The following is a 16,127-nucleotide window of genomic DNA, read 5'->3' on the forward strand; positions in this document are numbered from 1 at the left end:
GCCCGTCAGGCCACCGACCGGATCCGCCTCACCAGGAGTGCCCCCGCGAGTCCGATCACCGCCGCGACCAGGTACAGGACGCGGTAGCCGCCGAGGTACGTGACGATCGGCGCGGCGAGCGCGGGCGCGGCGACCTGGGGCAGGGAGTTGGCGACGTTGATGACGCCCAGGTCCTTGCCCCGGTCCATGGCCTTGGGCAGGACGTCCGTCATCAGCGCGAAGTCGACCGAGGTGAAGACGCCGAAGCCGACGCCGAGGACCGCCGCCGCGACGATCGCGCCGGGCCAGGTCTGCCAGCCGGACAGCGCGGCCGTCGCCACCGCCATCAGCACGCCCGACCAGATCACGAAGGGCTTGCGGCGCCCCACCCGGTCGGAGGCGACCCCGGCCACGACGACGGTGCACAGCAGGGTCACGCCGTTGACCGCCGTCAGGATCAGTACACCCTGGTCGGGGTCGCCGTAGTGGAGGCGGTCGCGCAGGTAGTAGAGGAGGTACAGGAGCACCAGCGCGTTGCTGAGGTTGATCAGGAAGCGGGTCAGCCAGGCCCACCCGAGGTCGGGGTAGCGGCGGGGGCTCAGCCAGAACCCGGCCAGGAAGGTCCGCCAGGCCCAGGGCGGCCGGTCCGCCGGGGCGAGCCGGAGGTCCGGATGGCGCAGCACGTACGGCAGGACGCCCACCAGGGCGAACACCGCGCACGCCGTGTACCCGGCGCCGACCCCGCCCACGACGGTCGCGAGCCCTGTGCCGACGACCACGCCCAGGATCTGCGCGGCCCCCAGCCAGCCGCCCACCGCGCCGCGCTGGAGCCGCGGCACCCGGTCGGGCACGGCCGCCGTCACCGCCGCGAACGCCGCGTTCAGCGTCAGCTGCACCAGGCACCAGCCGGCCGCCATCGTCCACACGGACCCGGCCCCCGCCAGCAGGAGCAGCGCACACGCGCCGCCGCCCGCGCCCGCCACGATCCACGGCGTACGCCGCCCGAACCGCGACACCGTACGGTCCGAGAGCGCGCCGAAGAACGGGTTCGCGGCGAGCGACACCACGGCGCCCGCCCCGGTCACCCACGCGAGCAGCGTCTCCTTGGACATGCCGGTGCCGGGTGCGAAGTCCTCGGCCTGGAGGGCGAGCAGGATCTGCAGGGGCCCGTACCAGCCGACCCAGATCGCCCCGTTGGCCAGCGACAGCGCGGCCGTCCAGCCGCGCCCGACCCGCTCGACGGGCTCGTCGAGCGCCGCGACGGCGGCCGTCATGCGCGCTGCGCCCGCAGCACGTCCCGCAGCCAGTGGTACGACGCCTTCGGTGTGCGCTCCAGGGTCGTGTAGTCGACGTGGACGAGGCCGAAGCGGCGCGCGTAGCCCTCCGCCCACTCGAAGTTGTCCATCAGCGACCACACGAAGTAGCCGCGCACGTCGACCCCCGCCTCCAGGGCGCGGTGCAGGGCGCGCAGATGGCCGTCCAGGTACGCGATCCGCTCCTGGTCGTCCACACCCTCGTAACTGCAGCCGTTCTCGGTGATGACGAGGGGCGGGAGCCGGTCGCCGTAGCGGTCGCGGAAGGCGAGGAGGAGCTCGGTGAGCGCTTCGGGGACCACCGGCCAGCCGAAGTCCGTGACGGGGTATCCCTCGATCTCCCTTGGGGAGAAGGGGAGTTCGGGCGGCAGGGTGAGGCCGGAGAACTCCGTCGCCTCGCCGGAGGTGAGCGGCGCGCCGACCTTGGTCGGCTGGTAGAAGTTGATCCCGTACCAGTCGACGGGCTCGGCGATCACCTTCAGATCGGCGTCCACATCGCCCGGCATCAGGTCGCCGATGCCCTCCGGGTAGGCGCCGAGGAGCAGCGGGTCGGCGAAGAGCCGGTTGAGGAGCACGTCGTAGAAGTCCGCGGCCTCACGGTCGGCGGGGTCGTCGGAGGCGGGCCAGGTCGGGCCGTGCGAGTTCGCGATCCCGATGTCCGTGGCGCCGGCCGCGCGCAGCGCCCGTACGGCGAGGCCATGGGCGAGGAGCTGGTGGTGGGCCACCGGCAGCGCGTCGAACAGGAGCTGCCTGCCGGGCGCGTGCTGGCCGAGCGCGTGGCCGAGGAGGGTGTGTTCGGCGGGCTCGTTGAGGGTGATCCACTTCTGTACGCGGTCGCCGATACGGTCCGCGACCTCGGCCGCGTGGTCCGCGAAGAGTGACGCCGTGTCCCGCTTCAGCCAGCCGCCCGCCTCCTCCACGGACAGCGGGGTGTCCCAGTGGAAGAGCGTCGGCACGGGCTGTACGCCCGCCGCGCACAGCGCGTCGACGAGCCGGTCGTAGAAATCGAGGCCGCCCGGGGACATGACCCGCGGCCAGGAGACGGAGAAGCGGTACGCCCCGACCCCGAGGCCGGCGATCAGCGCCACGTCCTCGCCGTAGCGGTGGTAGTGGTCGCAGGCGACGGCGGCCGTCGAGCCGTCCTTCACCCGCCCAGGCTGTGCCGTGAACGCGTCCCACACCGAGGGCAGGCGCGCGTCGACGGCGCCCTCGATCTGGTGGGCCGAGGTGGACACGCCCCACAGGAAGTCGTGCGGGAACTGAGGTACCGGTTCGCTCGCTGCCATGCGCGCGATCATGCGTACCGACGGTAACGGAAGTCAACGCCCTTGCAGGAAAAGGTCGTTACACCCCCGAAAGGCGGCTACGCCCCTTCCTTCAGGACCCGCGAGATCAGCCCCCGCTGCTCGTCCGTGAGCCGCGGGTCCGCGCAGTACACGGTCTTCCCGTCCACCGTGATCGTGTAGCTGAACCCGTCCGGCACTCCCACCGGCGGCGTGCCCCGGCCCGAGGCCAGCGCCTGCTCGGCCAGGGCGTGCCACTCGTGGGCGTCGGTACGGCCCGAGGTGTCGACCTCGGCCCGTCGCTCGATCCCGGCGAATCCTCCGGTACGGATGACCTGAATACGCATGGGACCTGTCTACTCCAGCGGCCGCCCGCTGCCCAGCCGGGCGGCCGCCGAGCCCTGTGCCTGAGCCGGCCCTACTCCGTCGGTACGCCGACCTGCGACCAGGCCTTCTGGACGGACTCCAGCTCCTCGCCGTCCTTGAAGCGGGTGCGCGCCGCCTTCACCGTCAGCTTCGCGAAGTCCGCGAAGGACGCGTCCTGCGCCAGCTCGCCGCCGGTCAGGACGTCGTACCAGATCTGCCCGGCCCGCTCCCACGCGTTGCCGCCGAGTGCCACGGCCAGCAGGTAGAAGGCGTGGTTCGGGATGCCGGAGTTGATGTGCACGCCGCCGTTGTCGCTGCTCGTCCGCACGAAGTGGTCCATGTCGGCGGGCTGCGGGTCCTTGCCGAGCACGTCGTCGTCGTACGCCGTGCCGGGCGCCTTCATGGAGCGCAGCGCCTTGCCCGTGACGCGCGGCGCGAGGAGGCCCGCGCCGATCAGCCAGTCGGCGTCGGCGGCGCTCTGGCCGAGCGAGTACTGCTTGATCAGGGAGCCGAAGACGTCCGACACCGACTCGTTCAGGGCGCCCGGCTGCCCGAAGTAGGTGAGGTTCGCCGTGTACTGGGTGACGCCGTGCGTCAGCTCGTGGCCGATCACGTCGACCGGGATGGTGAAGTCGAGGAAGATCTCCCCGTCCCCGTCGCCGAACACCATCTGCTCGCCGTTCCAGAACGCGTTGTTGTAGTCGTTGTCGAAGTGCACGGACGCGTTCAGCGGCAGACCGCTGCCGTCGATGGAGTCGCGGGCGAACTTCTCCAGGTACAGCTCGAAGGTCGCGCCGAGCCCCGCGTACGCGCGGTTGACGGTCGCGTCCTTGCCGGGCTCGTCGCCCTCGCCGCGGACCTTCGTGCCCGGCAGCTCGGTGCGGTGGCCCGCGTCGAAGACCGTGCGGTGCGGCTCTTGCTCGACGGCGTCCGCGGGCGCGGCCACCGAGGGGGCGCCGATCACGGTGGTCAGGCGGCGGCGCGTGCGCTCCAGGGCGTCGCGTTCCAGGGTGCGGCGGGCCGGTGCCGAGAGCGCGGGGTCGCCGGACCGGGCGGCCTTGTCGAGGATGTGGGGCGGCACGATGGTGCAGAAGACGGGCTCGAAGCCCTTACGGTTCGCGGTCATGGCGGCAATGTGGCACTGCGTGACCTCACTGTCACTACCTGCAGCCAGGATTAATGAAATAGAGGGATTGATCACCTCTTGCCCGTTACCTGACGCCGATCCCGCATACTGATACACACCCGCGTCCCTCCCACGGCTGGGCTAGGCTGCGACGCATCATGCGTTACGGGCTGCTTCTCCTTAGCTGCCGCGGCGAGGGCCTGTAGTCGAGGCCGACCCCCTCCCCGCGGAGTTCGGTGTTGCGCTTAGACCGTCGGCCGTCCTTCCGGACACACCCGAGGAGCCCCCGCACATGCCGAACTTCCAGCGCCCCACTTCCATGCCGGTCCACAAGTACGGACAGTACGAGCAGGTCGACATCCCCGACCGCACGTGGCCCGGCAAGCGTGTCACCGCCGCCCCCCGCTGGCTCTCCACCGACCTGCGCGACGGCAACCAGGCGCTGATCGACCCGATGTCCCCGGCCCGCAAGCGCGAGATGTTCGACCTCCTGGTCCGCATGGGCTACAAGGAGATCGAGGTCGGCTTCCCCGCCTCCGGCGAGACCGACTTCGCCTTCGTACGGTCGATCATCGAAGAGGGCGCGATCCCGGACGATGTGACGATCTCCGTGCTGACGCAGGCGCGCGAGGAGCTCATCGAGCGCACGGTCCAGTCCCTGAAGGGCGCCAAGCGCGCGACGGTGCACCTGTACAACGCGACGGCGCCTACCTTCCGCGAGATCGTCTTCCGCGGCTCCAAGGAGCAGATCAAGCAGATCGCGATCGACGGCACGCAGCACGTCATCGACTACGCGGAGAAGATCCTCGGCCCCGAGACGACCTTCGGCTACCAGTACAGCCCGGAGATCTTCACCGACACCGAGCTGGACTTCGCACTGGAGGTCTGCGAGGCGGTCATGGAGGTCTACAAGCCGGGTCCCGGCCGCGAGATCATCCTCAACCTGCCCGCCACCGTGGAGCGTTCGACGCCGTCCACGCACGCGGACCGCTTCGAGTGGATGCACCGCAACCTGTCGAACCGCGCGTACGTCTGCCTGTCCGTGCACCCGCACAACGACCGCGGCACGGCCGTCGCCGCCGCCGAGCTGGCCCTGATGGCCGGCGCCGACCGCATCGAGGGCTGCCTGTTCGGCCAGGGCGAGCGCACCGGCAACGTCGACCTGGTCACGCTGGGCATGAACCTGTTCTCGCAGGGTGTCGACCCGCAGATCGACTTCTCCGACATCGACGAGATCCGCCGCACCGCCGAGTACTGCAACCAGATGGAGGTCCACCCGCGCCACCCCTACGCGGGCGACCTGGTCTACACGTCCTTCTCCGGCTCCCACCAGGACGCCATCAAGAAGGGCTTCGAGGCGATGGGCGCGCGGGCCGAGGCCGCCGGCAAGTCCGTCGACGACATCGAGTGGGCGGTCCCGTACCTGCCCATCGACCCGAAGGACGTCGGCCGCTCCTACGAGGCAGTCATCCGCGTCAACTCGCAGTCCGGCAAGGGCGGTATCGCGTACGTCCTGAAGAACGACCACAAGCTGGACCTGCCGCGTCGCATGCAGATCGAGTTCTCGAAGATCATCCAGGCGAAGACGGACGCCGAGGGCGGCGAGGTCACGCCGAAGGAGATCTGGTCGGTCTTCCAGGACGAGTACCTGCCCAACGCCGAGAACCCGTGGGGCCGCATCCAGGTCAAGGCCGGGCAGAGCACGACCGACACGGACGGCGTCGACACGCTGACCGTCTCGGCCGACGTCGACGGTGAGGCCACCGTCCTGACCGGTACGGGCAACGGCCCGATCTCGGCGTTCTTCGACGCCCTGCAGGCCGTCGGCATCGACGCCCGCCTGCTGGACTACCAGGAGCACACGATGAGCGAGGGCGCCTCCGCGCAGGCCGCCTCGTACATCGAGTGCGCGATCGGCGACAAGGTCCTGTGGGGCATCGGCATCGACGCGAATACGACACGCGCGTCCCTGAAGGCCGTGGTCTCCGCGGTCAACCGTTCCGCACGCTGACCCAGGTCACCGGCACCTTCACCGGCCCCGTCCGCCCTCGTGGCGGGCGGGGCCGCGTCGTATACCGGCCACGGTCCCGTACAAGGTGATGACGCCGTATCAACAATGTGGCTAACATCACGCCCAACCAGGCGATGTGGCCTGGGGGTCGACGGAGGTGTGCGACGTGCTGCCGATTTGGGGACGAACCGACCGTAACGGGCTTGCTGGTCAAGCATCGCTTCCAGCGGCGCGTCCCCTGTCGCGTCTCATCGGCGTCCGCACCGCGTGGACCACCGTCGGCGACGGGGAGTTCTTCTGTCCCGGCTGTGGCGGTGACCGCAACTACCGCCGCCGCACGGGCCGTCGCCGCTTCGTGCTCCTCGGTATCCCGCTCGTCCCGCGCGGCGCCACCGGCCCCGTCGTCGAATGCGCCGCCTGCGAGGACCGGTTCGCCGCCGACGTCCTCGACCACCCCACCACGCACCGCTTCTCCGCGATGCTCCGCGACGCCGTCCACACCGTCGTCCTCGCGGTCCTCTCCGCGGGCGGAGTCTCCTCCCGTACGGCCCTCGAGACCGCCGTCGCGACGCTGCGCGGCGCCGGGTTCGACGACTGCACGGATGTCCAACTCGCCGCGCTCGTCGAGGCGTTGCTCACCGACGCGGGCCGCGTCTCCGAGCACTGCGGGCCCGGCGCCGGACTAGCCATCGAACTCCATGAGGCCCTCGACCCGCTCGCCCCCCACCTCGCCCCCGCCGGACGCGAGTCGATCCTCCTCCAGGGCGCCAGAATCGCGCTCGCCGACGGGCCCTACACGCCCGCCGAACGCGACGTACTCAGCACCGCGGGCGCCGCCCTCACCATGTGCACCGACGAGGTGTCCGAGCTCCTGGAAGCGGCTCGCACCCCGTCCTGACGCCGTACGGCGGGCCCGTACTCCCCAGGGAGTAACGACCCGCCGCACGCACCCCCGGCAGTACCCCGCACCTCGCCCTCACGCCCGACGAACCGAGGCCTCCCCGACGGGAGTCTGGAGACGTCCTGTCCGACCGGACGGCGACACCGGACACCGTGATGTGAGGGAGGCCCACCGATGGGGGGCGTACCGACAAAGAGGCGCCGGGCAGCGGTGCCCTGGACGCTGCTCGGCCTGTGGATCGTCGTGCTCGCGATCGCCGGGCCGTTCGCCGGCAAGCTGAGCGACGTCCAGCACGACCGGGCCGTCGACTATCTGCCGGCGAGTGCCGACTCCACGCAGGTGGCGAAGATCCAGGACGAACTGCCGGGTGGCGAGAGCACCGAACTCGTCCTCGTCTACCACCGCGACGGCGGACTCACCGCCGCCGACCGCACCACGGCCGCCGCCCAGGTCGCCCGCGTCGACCGGACCTTCGACCTCACCGCAGTCCCGAAGGGCGTACCGTCCCGCGACGGCGCCACCCTCATGTACCCGGTCGCCAGCACCGCTCCGGGACACGACGAGAAGGCCCGCGACGCCTTCGTCAACGACGTGCGCGACATCGCCCACGACACCGGCGGCCTGAGCGTCGACACCGGCGGAGCAGGAGCGCTCGCCACCGACGCGAGCGAGGTCTACGGCTCGCTCGACGGCCCCCTGCTCTACACGACCGTCGCCGTCGTCGCGATCCTGCTCGTCCTCATCTACCGCAGCCCCTTCCTGTGGCTCGTGCCGCTCGTCGTCGCGGGCGTCGCCGACTTCCTGTCGATGGGCGTCGCCTACGGGCTCCACCAGGCGTTCGGCACCACCGTCAGCGGCCAGAGCTCCGGCGTGATGACGATCCTCGTCTTCGGCGCGGGCACCGACTACGCACTGCTCCTCGTCTCCCGCTACCGCGAGGAGCTGCGCCGCACCGAGCGGCCCTACGACGCCATGCGGGCCGCTCTGCGCGGCTGCGGGCCCGCTGTCCTCGCCTCGTCGGGAACCGTCGCCGTCGGCCTGTTCTGCCTGCTCGCCGCCGACCTCAACAGCAGCCGCGGCATGGGACCGCTCGGCGCCGTGGGCGTCCTGTGCGCGCTCGTCGCCATGCTGACGCTGCTGCCCGCCGTCCTCGTCCTGCTCGGAAGGCGCGTGTTCTGGCCGCTGGTCCCGGCGTACGGCTCCACACCCAAGGCCCGCAGGTCCCTGTTCGCGGCGATGGGCAGCTCGGCCGGGCGCAGGCCGCTGACCGTCCTCGCCTCTGGCGCCCTGCTCCTCGGGGCGCTCGCGCTCGGCGTGTTCAGCCTGCCCGGCAGCCTCAAGCAGGAGGACACCTTCACCGACAAGCCGGACTCCGTCGTCGCGATGCAGACCCTCGCCGCCGCCTACCCCGAGCGCGGCACCCAGCCCATCAGCGTGATCACCCCGACGGGCCGCGCCGGCGAGACGCTCGCCACCGCGCGCGACGTGCCCGGGGTCGCCGCCGCCGAGCGCGTGCGCAGCGGACACGGCTGGACGGAGATCTCCGTCACCGCCTCCGCCCCGCCCCAGTCCACGGGCGAGACCACCACCATCGAGACCTTGCGCGACCGGCTCGACGGCAAGGGCTCGTACGTCGGCGGACAGAGCGCGCAGCAGCTCGACCTGAAGGACACCAACTCCCGTGACCGCAAGGTCGTCGTGCCGATCGTCCTGGCCACCGTCCTGCTGATCCTCGTCGTGCTGCTGCGCAGTCTCGTGGCGCCGCTGATCCTGCTCGGCGCGGTCGTCGCCGTGTGGGGCGCCTCGCTCGGCATCGCCGGGCTCGTCTTCGGGCCGCTGTTCGGCTTCCAGGGCACCGACCCCGGACTCGGCCTGCTGACCTTCGTGTTCCTCGTCGCCCTCGGCGTCGACTACGGCATCTTCCTCATGCACCGCATGCGCGAGGAGTCCCTCGCGGGCGCCGAACCCGGAGCCGCCGCGCTGACCGCGCTGCGCACCACGGGAGGGGTGATCGCCTCGGCGGGACTCGTCCTCGCCGCGACCTTCTCGGTCCTCACCAACATGCCGCTGGTGTCGCTCGTCGAGATGGGCTTCGTCATCGCGGTCGGCGTGCTCCTGGACACGTTCCTCGTCCGTACGTACCTGGTGACGTCGGCGAGCATGGCCCTCGGCCGTACGGTGTGGTGGCCCGGGCCGCTGTCCAGGAAGCCGCAGCCCCGGCCACCGGCGGAGGAACCGGAGCGCACCCTCGCGCCCACACCCTGACCGCCCCGCGGACCGTACGGCGCCCCTCTCGCCCCGGAGGGGCGTCCTCCGCGCCCTCCTGACGGAAGATGAACCGGTGGACGTCAAACACATCCTGCTCCCGGGTCTCGGCCGGCGCGGCGTCAGCGCCGCCCGGACCCTGCGCGAGGACGCTCTCCTGGCCGCCGTCGCGGCGGTCGCCGCCGTCGTGATCGCCCTGACGACGAGCGGCAACGGCCGACACCCGGACGCGCTCGGCTGGGGCCTGCTCATGGCCGCGCACGTCCCGTCGGCGTTCAGGCGGCGGGCGCCGGTGCGGGCGTTCCTCGGCCTCGTCGCCTGCGTGGCGCCGTACCACGCGCTCGACTACAACCACACGGCGCCGATGGCCGTCTCCATGACCGCCCTCTACACGGTCGCCTCCACAGGGCGCCCCCTGCGCACCCTGTTCCTCGGCGCCGGCGTCCTCGGCATCATGCTCGGCGTCAAGTTCGGCGAGGGCATGACCGAGGGCACGGAGGCGCTGCGGATCTCCGGCTGGATCGTTGCGTTCCTGCTGGCCGGCGTCATCGTCCGCGTCCACCGCCAGTACGTCGCCTCGGTCGTGGAGCGCGCCGAGCGAGCCGAACGCACCCGCGAGGAGGAGGCGCGGCGCCGGGTCGCGGAGGAGCGGCTGCGCGTCGCCCGCGACCTGCACGACCTGCTCGCCCACAGCATCACCCTCGTCGGCGTCCAGACGTCGGTGGCCGCCCACGTCCTGCACGCCGACCCGGACCGCCTGGACCGCGCCGCCGTCGCCAGGGCGCTCGACGACATCGCCGAGACCTGCCGCACCGCCCGCGGCGAACTGCGTGCCACCCTCGAAGTGCTGCGCGCCGGCCCCGACGACAGCCGCGGCCCGCTCCCCGGGCTCGACGGGCTGCCCGACCTCGCCGAGGCCGCCCGCACCGCCGGAGCCACCGTCGACCTGTCCGTCGAGAACGTGGAGGCGCCGCCCGCCGTGGGCGCCGCGGCCTACCGCATCGTCCAGGAGGCACTCACGAACGCCGTCCGGCACGGCGGCCCCGGACTCACCGTCCGCGTCGGCATCCGCGGCCTGGGCGACGCCCTCCACCTGCGCGTCGCCGACGACGGCACACCACCGCCCTCGTCGCCGTCCTCTTCCTCGCCCGAGCCCGGCCGGCCCGCGGGCTTCGGCCTGCTCGGCATGCGCGAGCGGGCCCGCAGCGTGGGCGGCACCCTCGACGCCGGGCCGCGCGCCCAGGGCGGATTCGAAGTCGCTGCGGTCCTGCCGACCGGGGTGGCACGGTGACCGGGGCCCAGCCCGTGCGCGTACTCCTCGCCGACGACCAGACCCTCGTACGGGCCGCGTTCGCGATGCTCGTCGAGTCGGCGCCCGACATGGAGGTCGTCGGCCAGGCCGGTACCGGCCGCGAGGCCGTGGAACAGGCCCGCACGCGCCGTGCCGACCTGATCGTCATGGACATCCGCATGCCCGACCTCGACGGCATCGAGGCGACCCGCCTGCTCGCCGCCGACGAGGACCTCGCGGGCGTCAAGGTCCTGATGCTGACGACGTACGACACCGACGAACACGTCGTCGAGGCGCTGCGGGCGGGCGCGTCCGGGTTCCTCGTCAAGGACACCAAGCCGGCCGAACTCCTCGACGCCATCCGTACCGTGGCCGCCGGCGAGTCCCTGCTGTCGCCCGGCCCCACGGCCCGCCTGATCGCCCGCGTCCTGCGCGCCCCGGCCGAGCCCGGGCCCGTCCCGCCCGGCCTCGCCGCGCTCACCGACCGCGAGCGCCAGGTCCTGACCCTCGTGGCGCGCGGCCTCACCAACACGGAGGCGGCCGAGGTCCTCGGCCTCAGCCCTCTCACGGCGAAGACGCACGTGAGCCGCATCATGGGCAAGCTGGGCGCGCGCGACAGGGCCCAACTCGTCATCGTGGCCTACGAGTCGGGCCTGATCGAGCCGGGCGGCGCCTGACCGTTCCGCTACAGGAGCCCCGCCGCCGCGAGGAACTTCCCCACCCGCTCGATCTCCTCCGCGGACAGCGGGATCTGCGGATCCGCGGTCAGCGGGCAGTCGATCACGCCCCGCAGATACAGGGCCGCCTTGAAGGCCCCGAGCGCGGACGAGCTCCCGCCCATCCGCGCCGGATCTCCCACCCGCACCATCCGGAACAGCGCACACAGCCGCTCCTGCTCGACCCGCGCCCGCTCCCGGTCACCGGCCCGGCCGTACGCGTACAGCCGCGCGTATCCGGCCGGATCGACGTTCCCGAGGCCCGGTACCACTCCGTCCGCGCCCATCGCGAGCGCCGAGTCCACGGTCAGCTCGGACCCGGTCAGGACGCTGAACCCCGTGATGTCGGCGCGGGAGCGCGCGCCGACGACGACCTCGCGGAACGCGCCCTCGTCACCGCTGGAGTCCTTCAGGCCGGCGAGCGTCCCGTCGGCGGCCAGGTCGAGGACGAGGTCGGCGCCCAGCTTGGAGTGCACCGACACCGGCAGGTCGTAGGCGAACACCGGCAGGCCGCACCGCTGGGCCAGGAGCCGGAAGTGGCGGGTGATCTCGGCCGGGTGGGTGCGCGTGTAGAAGGGCGCCGTGGCGACGATCGCGTCCGCGCCGGCCTCCGCCGCCGTACGGGCGTGGTCGAGGACGCGCAGGGTCGCCATGTCGATCGCCCCGGCCAGGACGGGCAGCTGACCGGCGACATGACCCACGACGGTGTCGACGACCACCTTGCGGTGCCGGTCGGGCAGGAAGGCCGCCTCGCCGGAGGAGCCGAGCACGAAGAGCCCGTCGACACCACCCGCGACGAGGTGGTCGACAAGACGTACGAGGGAACCGACGTCCACCTCGTTGTCCGGGGTCAGGGGCGTGCAGACGGGCGGGACGACTCCGGTCAGCGGGGAGCGCAGCGTCATGAGACCTCCTGGACGAGTTCGTGCGTGGACTGCCCCTCGCGCACGGGATGGTGACAGCGGAACCGATGCCCCTCACCGCCCGGCTCGAACTCCGGCATCGCCTCCGCGCACACCGCGTCGGCCTTCCAGCAGCGCGTACGGAAGGGGCAGCCGCTCGGCGGATGCGTCGCCGACGGCACCGGGCCGACCAGCGGGATCGGGTCGATCGGGTCGAGCAGCCCGGGCGTCGCCGAGAACAGCGCACGGGTGTACGGGTGCCTGGCCCGGTCGAGCACGTCGTCGGACGGAGACTCCTCCACGATCCGGCCCAGATACATCGTGATCACGCGGTCGCTCATGCGCCGCACCGTCTGGATGTCGTGCGAGACGAACACGAGGGCGAGGCCGAGGCGCTCCTTCAGGTCGAGCAGCAGATTCAGGATCTGCGCCCGCACCGACACGTCGAGCGCGCTCGTCGGCTCGTCCGCCACGACCAGCGTGGGTTCGAGGGCGAGGGCGCGGGCGATCGCCACGCGCTGGCGCTGCCCGCCCGACAACTGCCCGGGCAGCGCCCCTGCGAGCGCGCCCGGCAGCCCGACCAGGGACATCAGCTCCCGTACGCGTTCCGCGCGTGTGGCGGGTGCGCCGCGGCGGTGGACGTCGAGGGGGTCACGCAGGATCTGGCGGACGGTCAGGCGCCGGTTCAGGGCCGTCGACGGATCCTGGAAGATCATGCCGACGCCCTCGCCGACCGTGGCGCGCCGCTCGCCCGGCTTCATGGTCCACAGATCGTGGCCGGCCACGACGACCGTGCCGGACGTCGGGCGCTGCACCCCCACGAGGACCTTGGCGAGCGTCGACTTGCCGCAGCCCGACTCGCCGACCACGCCGACCGTCTCGCCGGGCGCCACGGACAGGTCGGCGCCGGTGAGGGCGTACACCCGGTCGCGGGCGAACAGGCCGCCGGAGCGGGCCCGGTGCACCACATGGGCATCCCTCAACTCGACCACGGGATCCGTCACTTCATAGCCTCGCTTCCCCGGGGAGCCGGAACCGTGGGCGGCGGGACCACCGCCGGATGGTGACAGGCCGACGCGTGCCGTCGGCCGCCGAGCAGGTCGGGCGCCGTCGTCCGGCACACCTCGCTCGCCATCGGGCACCGGTCGGCGAACCGGCAGCCCGCCGGGAAGTCGGCCGGCGACGGCACGACGCCCCTGATCTGCGTCAGCCGGTCCGCCGCCGTCTCCAGCGAGAGGACCGAGCCGAGCAGCCCGCGCGTGTAGTGGTGGGTGGGCGCCTCGACGAGGTCCGCCGTCACGCCCGTCTCCACGATCTGCCCGCCGTACATCACGACCACCCGGTCCGTGACGTCGGCGACGAGCGCCAGGTCGTGCGAGACGAGGATCAGCGCGAAGCCCAGTTCCTCGCGCAGCCGCAGCAGCAGCTCGATGACCTGCGCCTGCACGGTCACGTCCAGTGCGGTCGTCGGCTCGTCGGCGACGATCAGCTTCGGGCTGCGCGACAGGGCCATCGCGATCAGGACGCGCTGGCGCTGGCCGCCCGACAGCTCGTGCGGATAGCTGCGCAGGGTCCGCTCGGGGTCGAGGCCGACGAGGGACAGCAGCTCGGCCGGGGTGCGCCGGCCACCGCGGCGGACGACCTGCTTGAGCTGGGAGCGCACGGTCATCGCCGGGTTCAGGGACGACAGGGCGTCCTGGTAGATCATCGCCATGTCGTGGCCGAGGAGCCGGCGCCTGGCGCCCATCGAGCGGCCGATCAGCTCCTGGCCGTCGAAGGTGACCCGGCCGCGGATCCGCGCGCCCTTGGGTTCGAGCCCCATCACGGTCAGCGCGGTCAGCGACTTGCCGCACCCCGACTCGCCGACCAGGCCGAGGACTTCACCGGGCCGCACGTCGAACGTGATGCCGTCGACGATGTCCACGCCACCGTGCCGCGCGTCGAAGCCGATCGCGAGATCGGTGACCTGGAGGACGGGGTCGCCCTCGGGCAGGGGCCGGGCGCGGGACCTCAGCCGGGTGGCGGCCTCGGTGAGGCCGGGCAGTTCGAGGACCGTGCCGCTGCCGGGCTTCGGAGCTTCGAGACGGTCCGCCTCCGCGCCGGACACGTCACGCGCGGCGGGCGCGGCCCACGCGTCGGACACGCCCTCGGACAGGATGTTCAGCGCGAGCACCGTGAGCAGCATCAGCAGGCCGGGGAAGACGGTCGCCCACCAGCCCCCGATGAGGACCATGTTCTTGCCGTCCGCGATGACACTGCCCCACGACGGGTCGGGCGGCCGGACCCCCGCCCCGATGAACGACAGCGACGCCTCGAAGACGATGGCCTCCGCGACCTGCACCGTGCAGAACACGAGGATCGGCGCCGCGCAGTTGACCGCGATGTGCCGCAGCACGATGTGCGGCGTGCGCGCCCCGATGACCCGCTCGGCCGTCACGTAGTCCTCGCCGTACTGGTCGAGCACGTTGGCCCGTACGACACGGGCGACGGGCGGGGTGAACAGGAACGCGATCGCGCAGATGAGTACGGGGATGCCGCCGCCGAACACGGCGACGAGGACGGCCGCGAGAGCGATCCCGGGGAACGCCATCACGACGTCGAGGCAGCGCATCAGCGTCTCGTCGACCGTCTTGCGCGACGTCGCCGCGATCGCGCCGAGCACCGCGCCCACCACCAGTGCGAGCAGCGTCGCGCCGAGCCCGATGGCCAGCGACCAGCGCGCCCCGTACATCAGCCGGCTGAGGATGTCGCGGCCCAGGCTGTCCTGGCCCATCCAGTGACTGCCCGACGGGTGCCCGGTGCCGTCGGTCTGCGACTGCTGGTCGAGCGGGTCGTGGGGTGCGAGCAGCGGCGCGAACAGCGCCATGAGGACGACGACCGCGACGACGGCGACCGCGATCCGGGACAGGACGGGCAGCCGGCGCAGGGAGCGCAGCCGGACGCCCGGCCGGGACAGCGCCTCGGTGAGCGCTTTGCGGGAGGTGACCATCTAGCTCTGCGCCCCCCTGAGCCGCGGGTTGACCATCAGATACAGGATGTCGATGGCGAGGTTGACGACGACGAACCCGACGGCCGTCGTCAGGACGACCCCCTGGACCACCGCCGGGTCACCGTTCTTCACCGCGTCGATCATCAGCTTCCCCATCCCCGGCAGGGAGAAGATCGTCTCCGTGACCACCGCCCCGCCCAGCAGATAGCCGACCCGCAGTCCGAGCACGGTCAGCGGGTTGATCAGGGCGTTGCGCAGCACGTTGCGCCCCACCACCACGACCGGCGGCAGCCCGCTGCCGATCGCCGTACGGACGTAGTCCTTGTCCAGTTCCTCGACCACCGCCGTACGCACGATGCGCGTCAGCTGCGCCGCGACGGGCAGGGACAGCGAGAGCGCCGGGAGCGTCATGCACTTGAGCCAGCCGGTGAAGGAGTCCGCCGGGTTGATGTAGCCGCCGGTCGGGAACCAGCCCTGCCCGACCGCCAGATACTGGATCATCAGCAGCGCCAGCCAGAACCCGGGCGCCGCCACGCCCGTCAGCGACACGACGCGGATGATCTGGTCGAGGAGCCGGTCGCGGTGGATCGCCGCCGTGACACCGAGCACCAGGGACACGACGACCGCGACCGCGAGGCCGAGGAACGTCAGTTGCAGCGTCAGCGGCAGCGCGGTGGTCACCTGGTCGACCACCGGCTGCCGGGTCAGGGCGCTGACGCCCATGTCACCCCGGACGAGATCGCCCACGAAGTGGAGGTACCGCACGGGCAGCGGATCGAGCAGCCCGTTGCGCTCCCGGAAGTCGTGCAGCTGCTGCGGCGTCGGATTGGCGCCCTGGAAGAACGCCGACGCCGGATCGCTGTCCGAGAACCGCATCACGAGAAACACGAACAGGACGATGCCGAGCAGCAGCGGCACGAGCAGGACCAGGCGGCGGGCCAGAATTCTGGCGATCACGACCACGGGAACGAACTCCCTTGCGAGA

13 protein-coding genes are annotated in these 16,127 nt (G+C 72.0%); 5 read left to right on the forward strand and 8 right to left on the reverse strand.

Going from position 1 to position 16,127, the window contains the following annotated elements:
* Positions 1 to 5 precede the first annotated feature (5 nt).
* The 4 genes from OG758_RS31825 to OG758_RS31840 form a co-directional block, all read right to left on the reverse strand.
* On the reverse strand, positions 6 to 1,253 hold the full coding sequence (locus tag OG758_RS31825; protein WP_326713081.1) for an MFS transporter: 1,248 nt from the start codon (positions 1,251 to 1,253) through the stop codon (positions 6 to 8).
* Positions 1,250 to 2,590 carry a GH1 family beta-glucosidase gene (locus tag OG758_RS31830; protein WP_326713082.1) on the reverse strand — a complete coding sequence of 447 codons (1,341 nt, stop codon included), beginning with the start codon at positions 2,588 to 2,590 and terminating at the stop codon, positions 1,250 to 1,252. Before OG758_RS31830 ends, OG758_RS31825 begins: the two co-directional genes overlap by 4 nt.
* A 65-nt stretch (positions 2,591 to 2,655) precedes the next feature.
* Positions 2,656 to 2,922 (reverse strand): protealysin inhibitor emfourin, encoded by a 267-nt coding sequence (locus OG758_RS31835; protein WP_326713083.1) that lies wholly within the window; start codon positions 2,920 to 2,922, stop codon positions 2,656 to 2,658.
* A 71-nt stretch (positions 2,923 to 2,993) separates the two neighbouring features.
* The gene (locus tag OG758_RS31840; protein ID WP_326713084.1) at positions 2,994 to 4,067 is read right to left on the reverse strand and encodes a M4 family metallopeptidase; all 1,074 of its coding nucleotides are present in this window, start codon (positions 4,065 to 4,067) and stop codon (positions 2,994 to 2,996) included.
* A 292-nt stretch (positions 4,068 to 4,359) separates the two neighbouring features.
* On the opposite strand from OG758_RS31840, the gene leuA reads away from it, so the two are divergent.
* The 5 genes from leuA (at position 4,360) to OG758_RS31865 (ending at position 11,212) form a co-directional block, all read left to right on the forward strand.
* The gene (leuA, locus tag OG758_RS31845; protein WP_326713085.1) at positions 4,360 to 6,078 is read left to right on the forward strand and encodes a 2-isopropylmalate synthase; all 1,719 of its coding nucleotides are present in this window, start codon (positions 4,360 to 4,362) and stop codon (positions 6,076 to 6,078) included.
* A 166-nt stretch (positions 6,079 to 6,244) separates the two neighbouring features.
* A complete protein-coding gene (locus OG758_RS31850; protein ID WP_382610171.1) occupies positions 6,245 to 6,976 on the forward strand; it encodes a TerB family tellurite resistance protein in 732 nt (243 codons plus the stop codon).
* 177 nt (positions 6,977 to 7,153) lie between these two features.
* The gene (locus tag OG758_RS31855; protein ID WP_326713086.1) at positions 7,154 to 9,244 is read left to right on the forward strand and encodes an MMPL family transporter; all 2,091 of its coding nucleotides are present in this window, start codon (positions 7,154 to 7,156) and stop codon (positions 9,242 to 9,244) included.
* A 76-nt stretch (positions 9,245 to 9,320) separates the two neighbouring features.
* Positions 9,321 to 10,535, forward strand: coding sequence for a sensor histidine kinase (locus OG758_RS31860; RefSeq protein WP_442810361.1), 1,215 nt, complete (start codon positions 9,321 to 9,323; stop codon positions 10,533 to 10,535).
* On the forward strand, positions 10,532 to 11,212 hold the full coding sequence (locus tag OG758_RS31865; protein ID WP_326713087.1) for a response regulator transcription factor: 681 nt from the start codon (positions 10,532 to 10,534) through the stop codon (positions 11,210 to 11,212). Before OG758_RS31860 ends, OG758_RS31865 begins: the two co-directional genes overlap by 4 nt.
* 8 nt (positions 11,213 to 11,220) lie before the next feature.
* On the opposite strand, the gene OG758_RS31870 is transcribed toward OG758_RS31865, so the two are convergent.
* Genes OG758_RS31870 through OG758_RS31885 form a run of 4 tightly spaced genes read right to left on the reverse strand, consistent with a single transcriptional unit; the run spans position 11,221 to position 16,105 of the window.
* Positions 11,221 to 12,156, reverse strand: coding sequence for a dihydrodipicolinate synthase family protein (locus OG758_RS31870; RefSeq protein WP_326713088.1), 936 nt, complete (start codon positions 12,154 to 12,156; stop codon positions 11,221 to 11,223).
* Positions 12,153 to 13,157, reverse strand: a complete 1,005-nt coding sequence (locus tag OG758_RS31875) for an ABC transporter ATP-binding protein (RefSeq protein WP_326713089.1) — start codon at positions 13,155 to 13,157, stop codon at positions 12,153 to 12,155. Before OG758_RS31875 ends, OG758_RS31870 begins: the two co-directional genes overlap by 4 nt.
* Positions 13,154 to 15,142 (reverse strand): dipeptide/oligopeptide/nickel ABC transporter permease/ATP-binding protein, encoded by a 1,989-nt coding sequence (locus OG758_RS31880; protein ID WP_326713090.1) that lies wholly within the window; start codon positions 15,140 to 15,142, stop codon positions 13,154 to 13,156. The genes OG758_RS31875 and OG758_RS31880 overlap by 4 nt, the downstream gene beginning before the upstream one ends.
* The gene (locus OG758_RS31885) at positions 15,143 to 16,105 is read right to left on the reverse strand and encodes an ABC transporter permease (RefSeq protein WP_326713091.1); all 963 of its coding nucleotides are present in this window, start codon (positions 16,103 to 16,105) and stop codon (positions 15,143 to 15,145) included. It abuts the gene before it with no gap.
* Positions 16,106 to 16,127: the final 22 nt, after the last annotated feature.

It is taken from the genome of Streptomyces sp. NBC_01474, from assembly GCF_035918215.1.
Taxonomy (GTDB): Bacteria; Actinomycetota; Actinomycetes; order Streptomycetales; family Streptomycetaceae; genus Streptomyces; species Streptomyces aureus.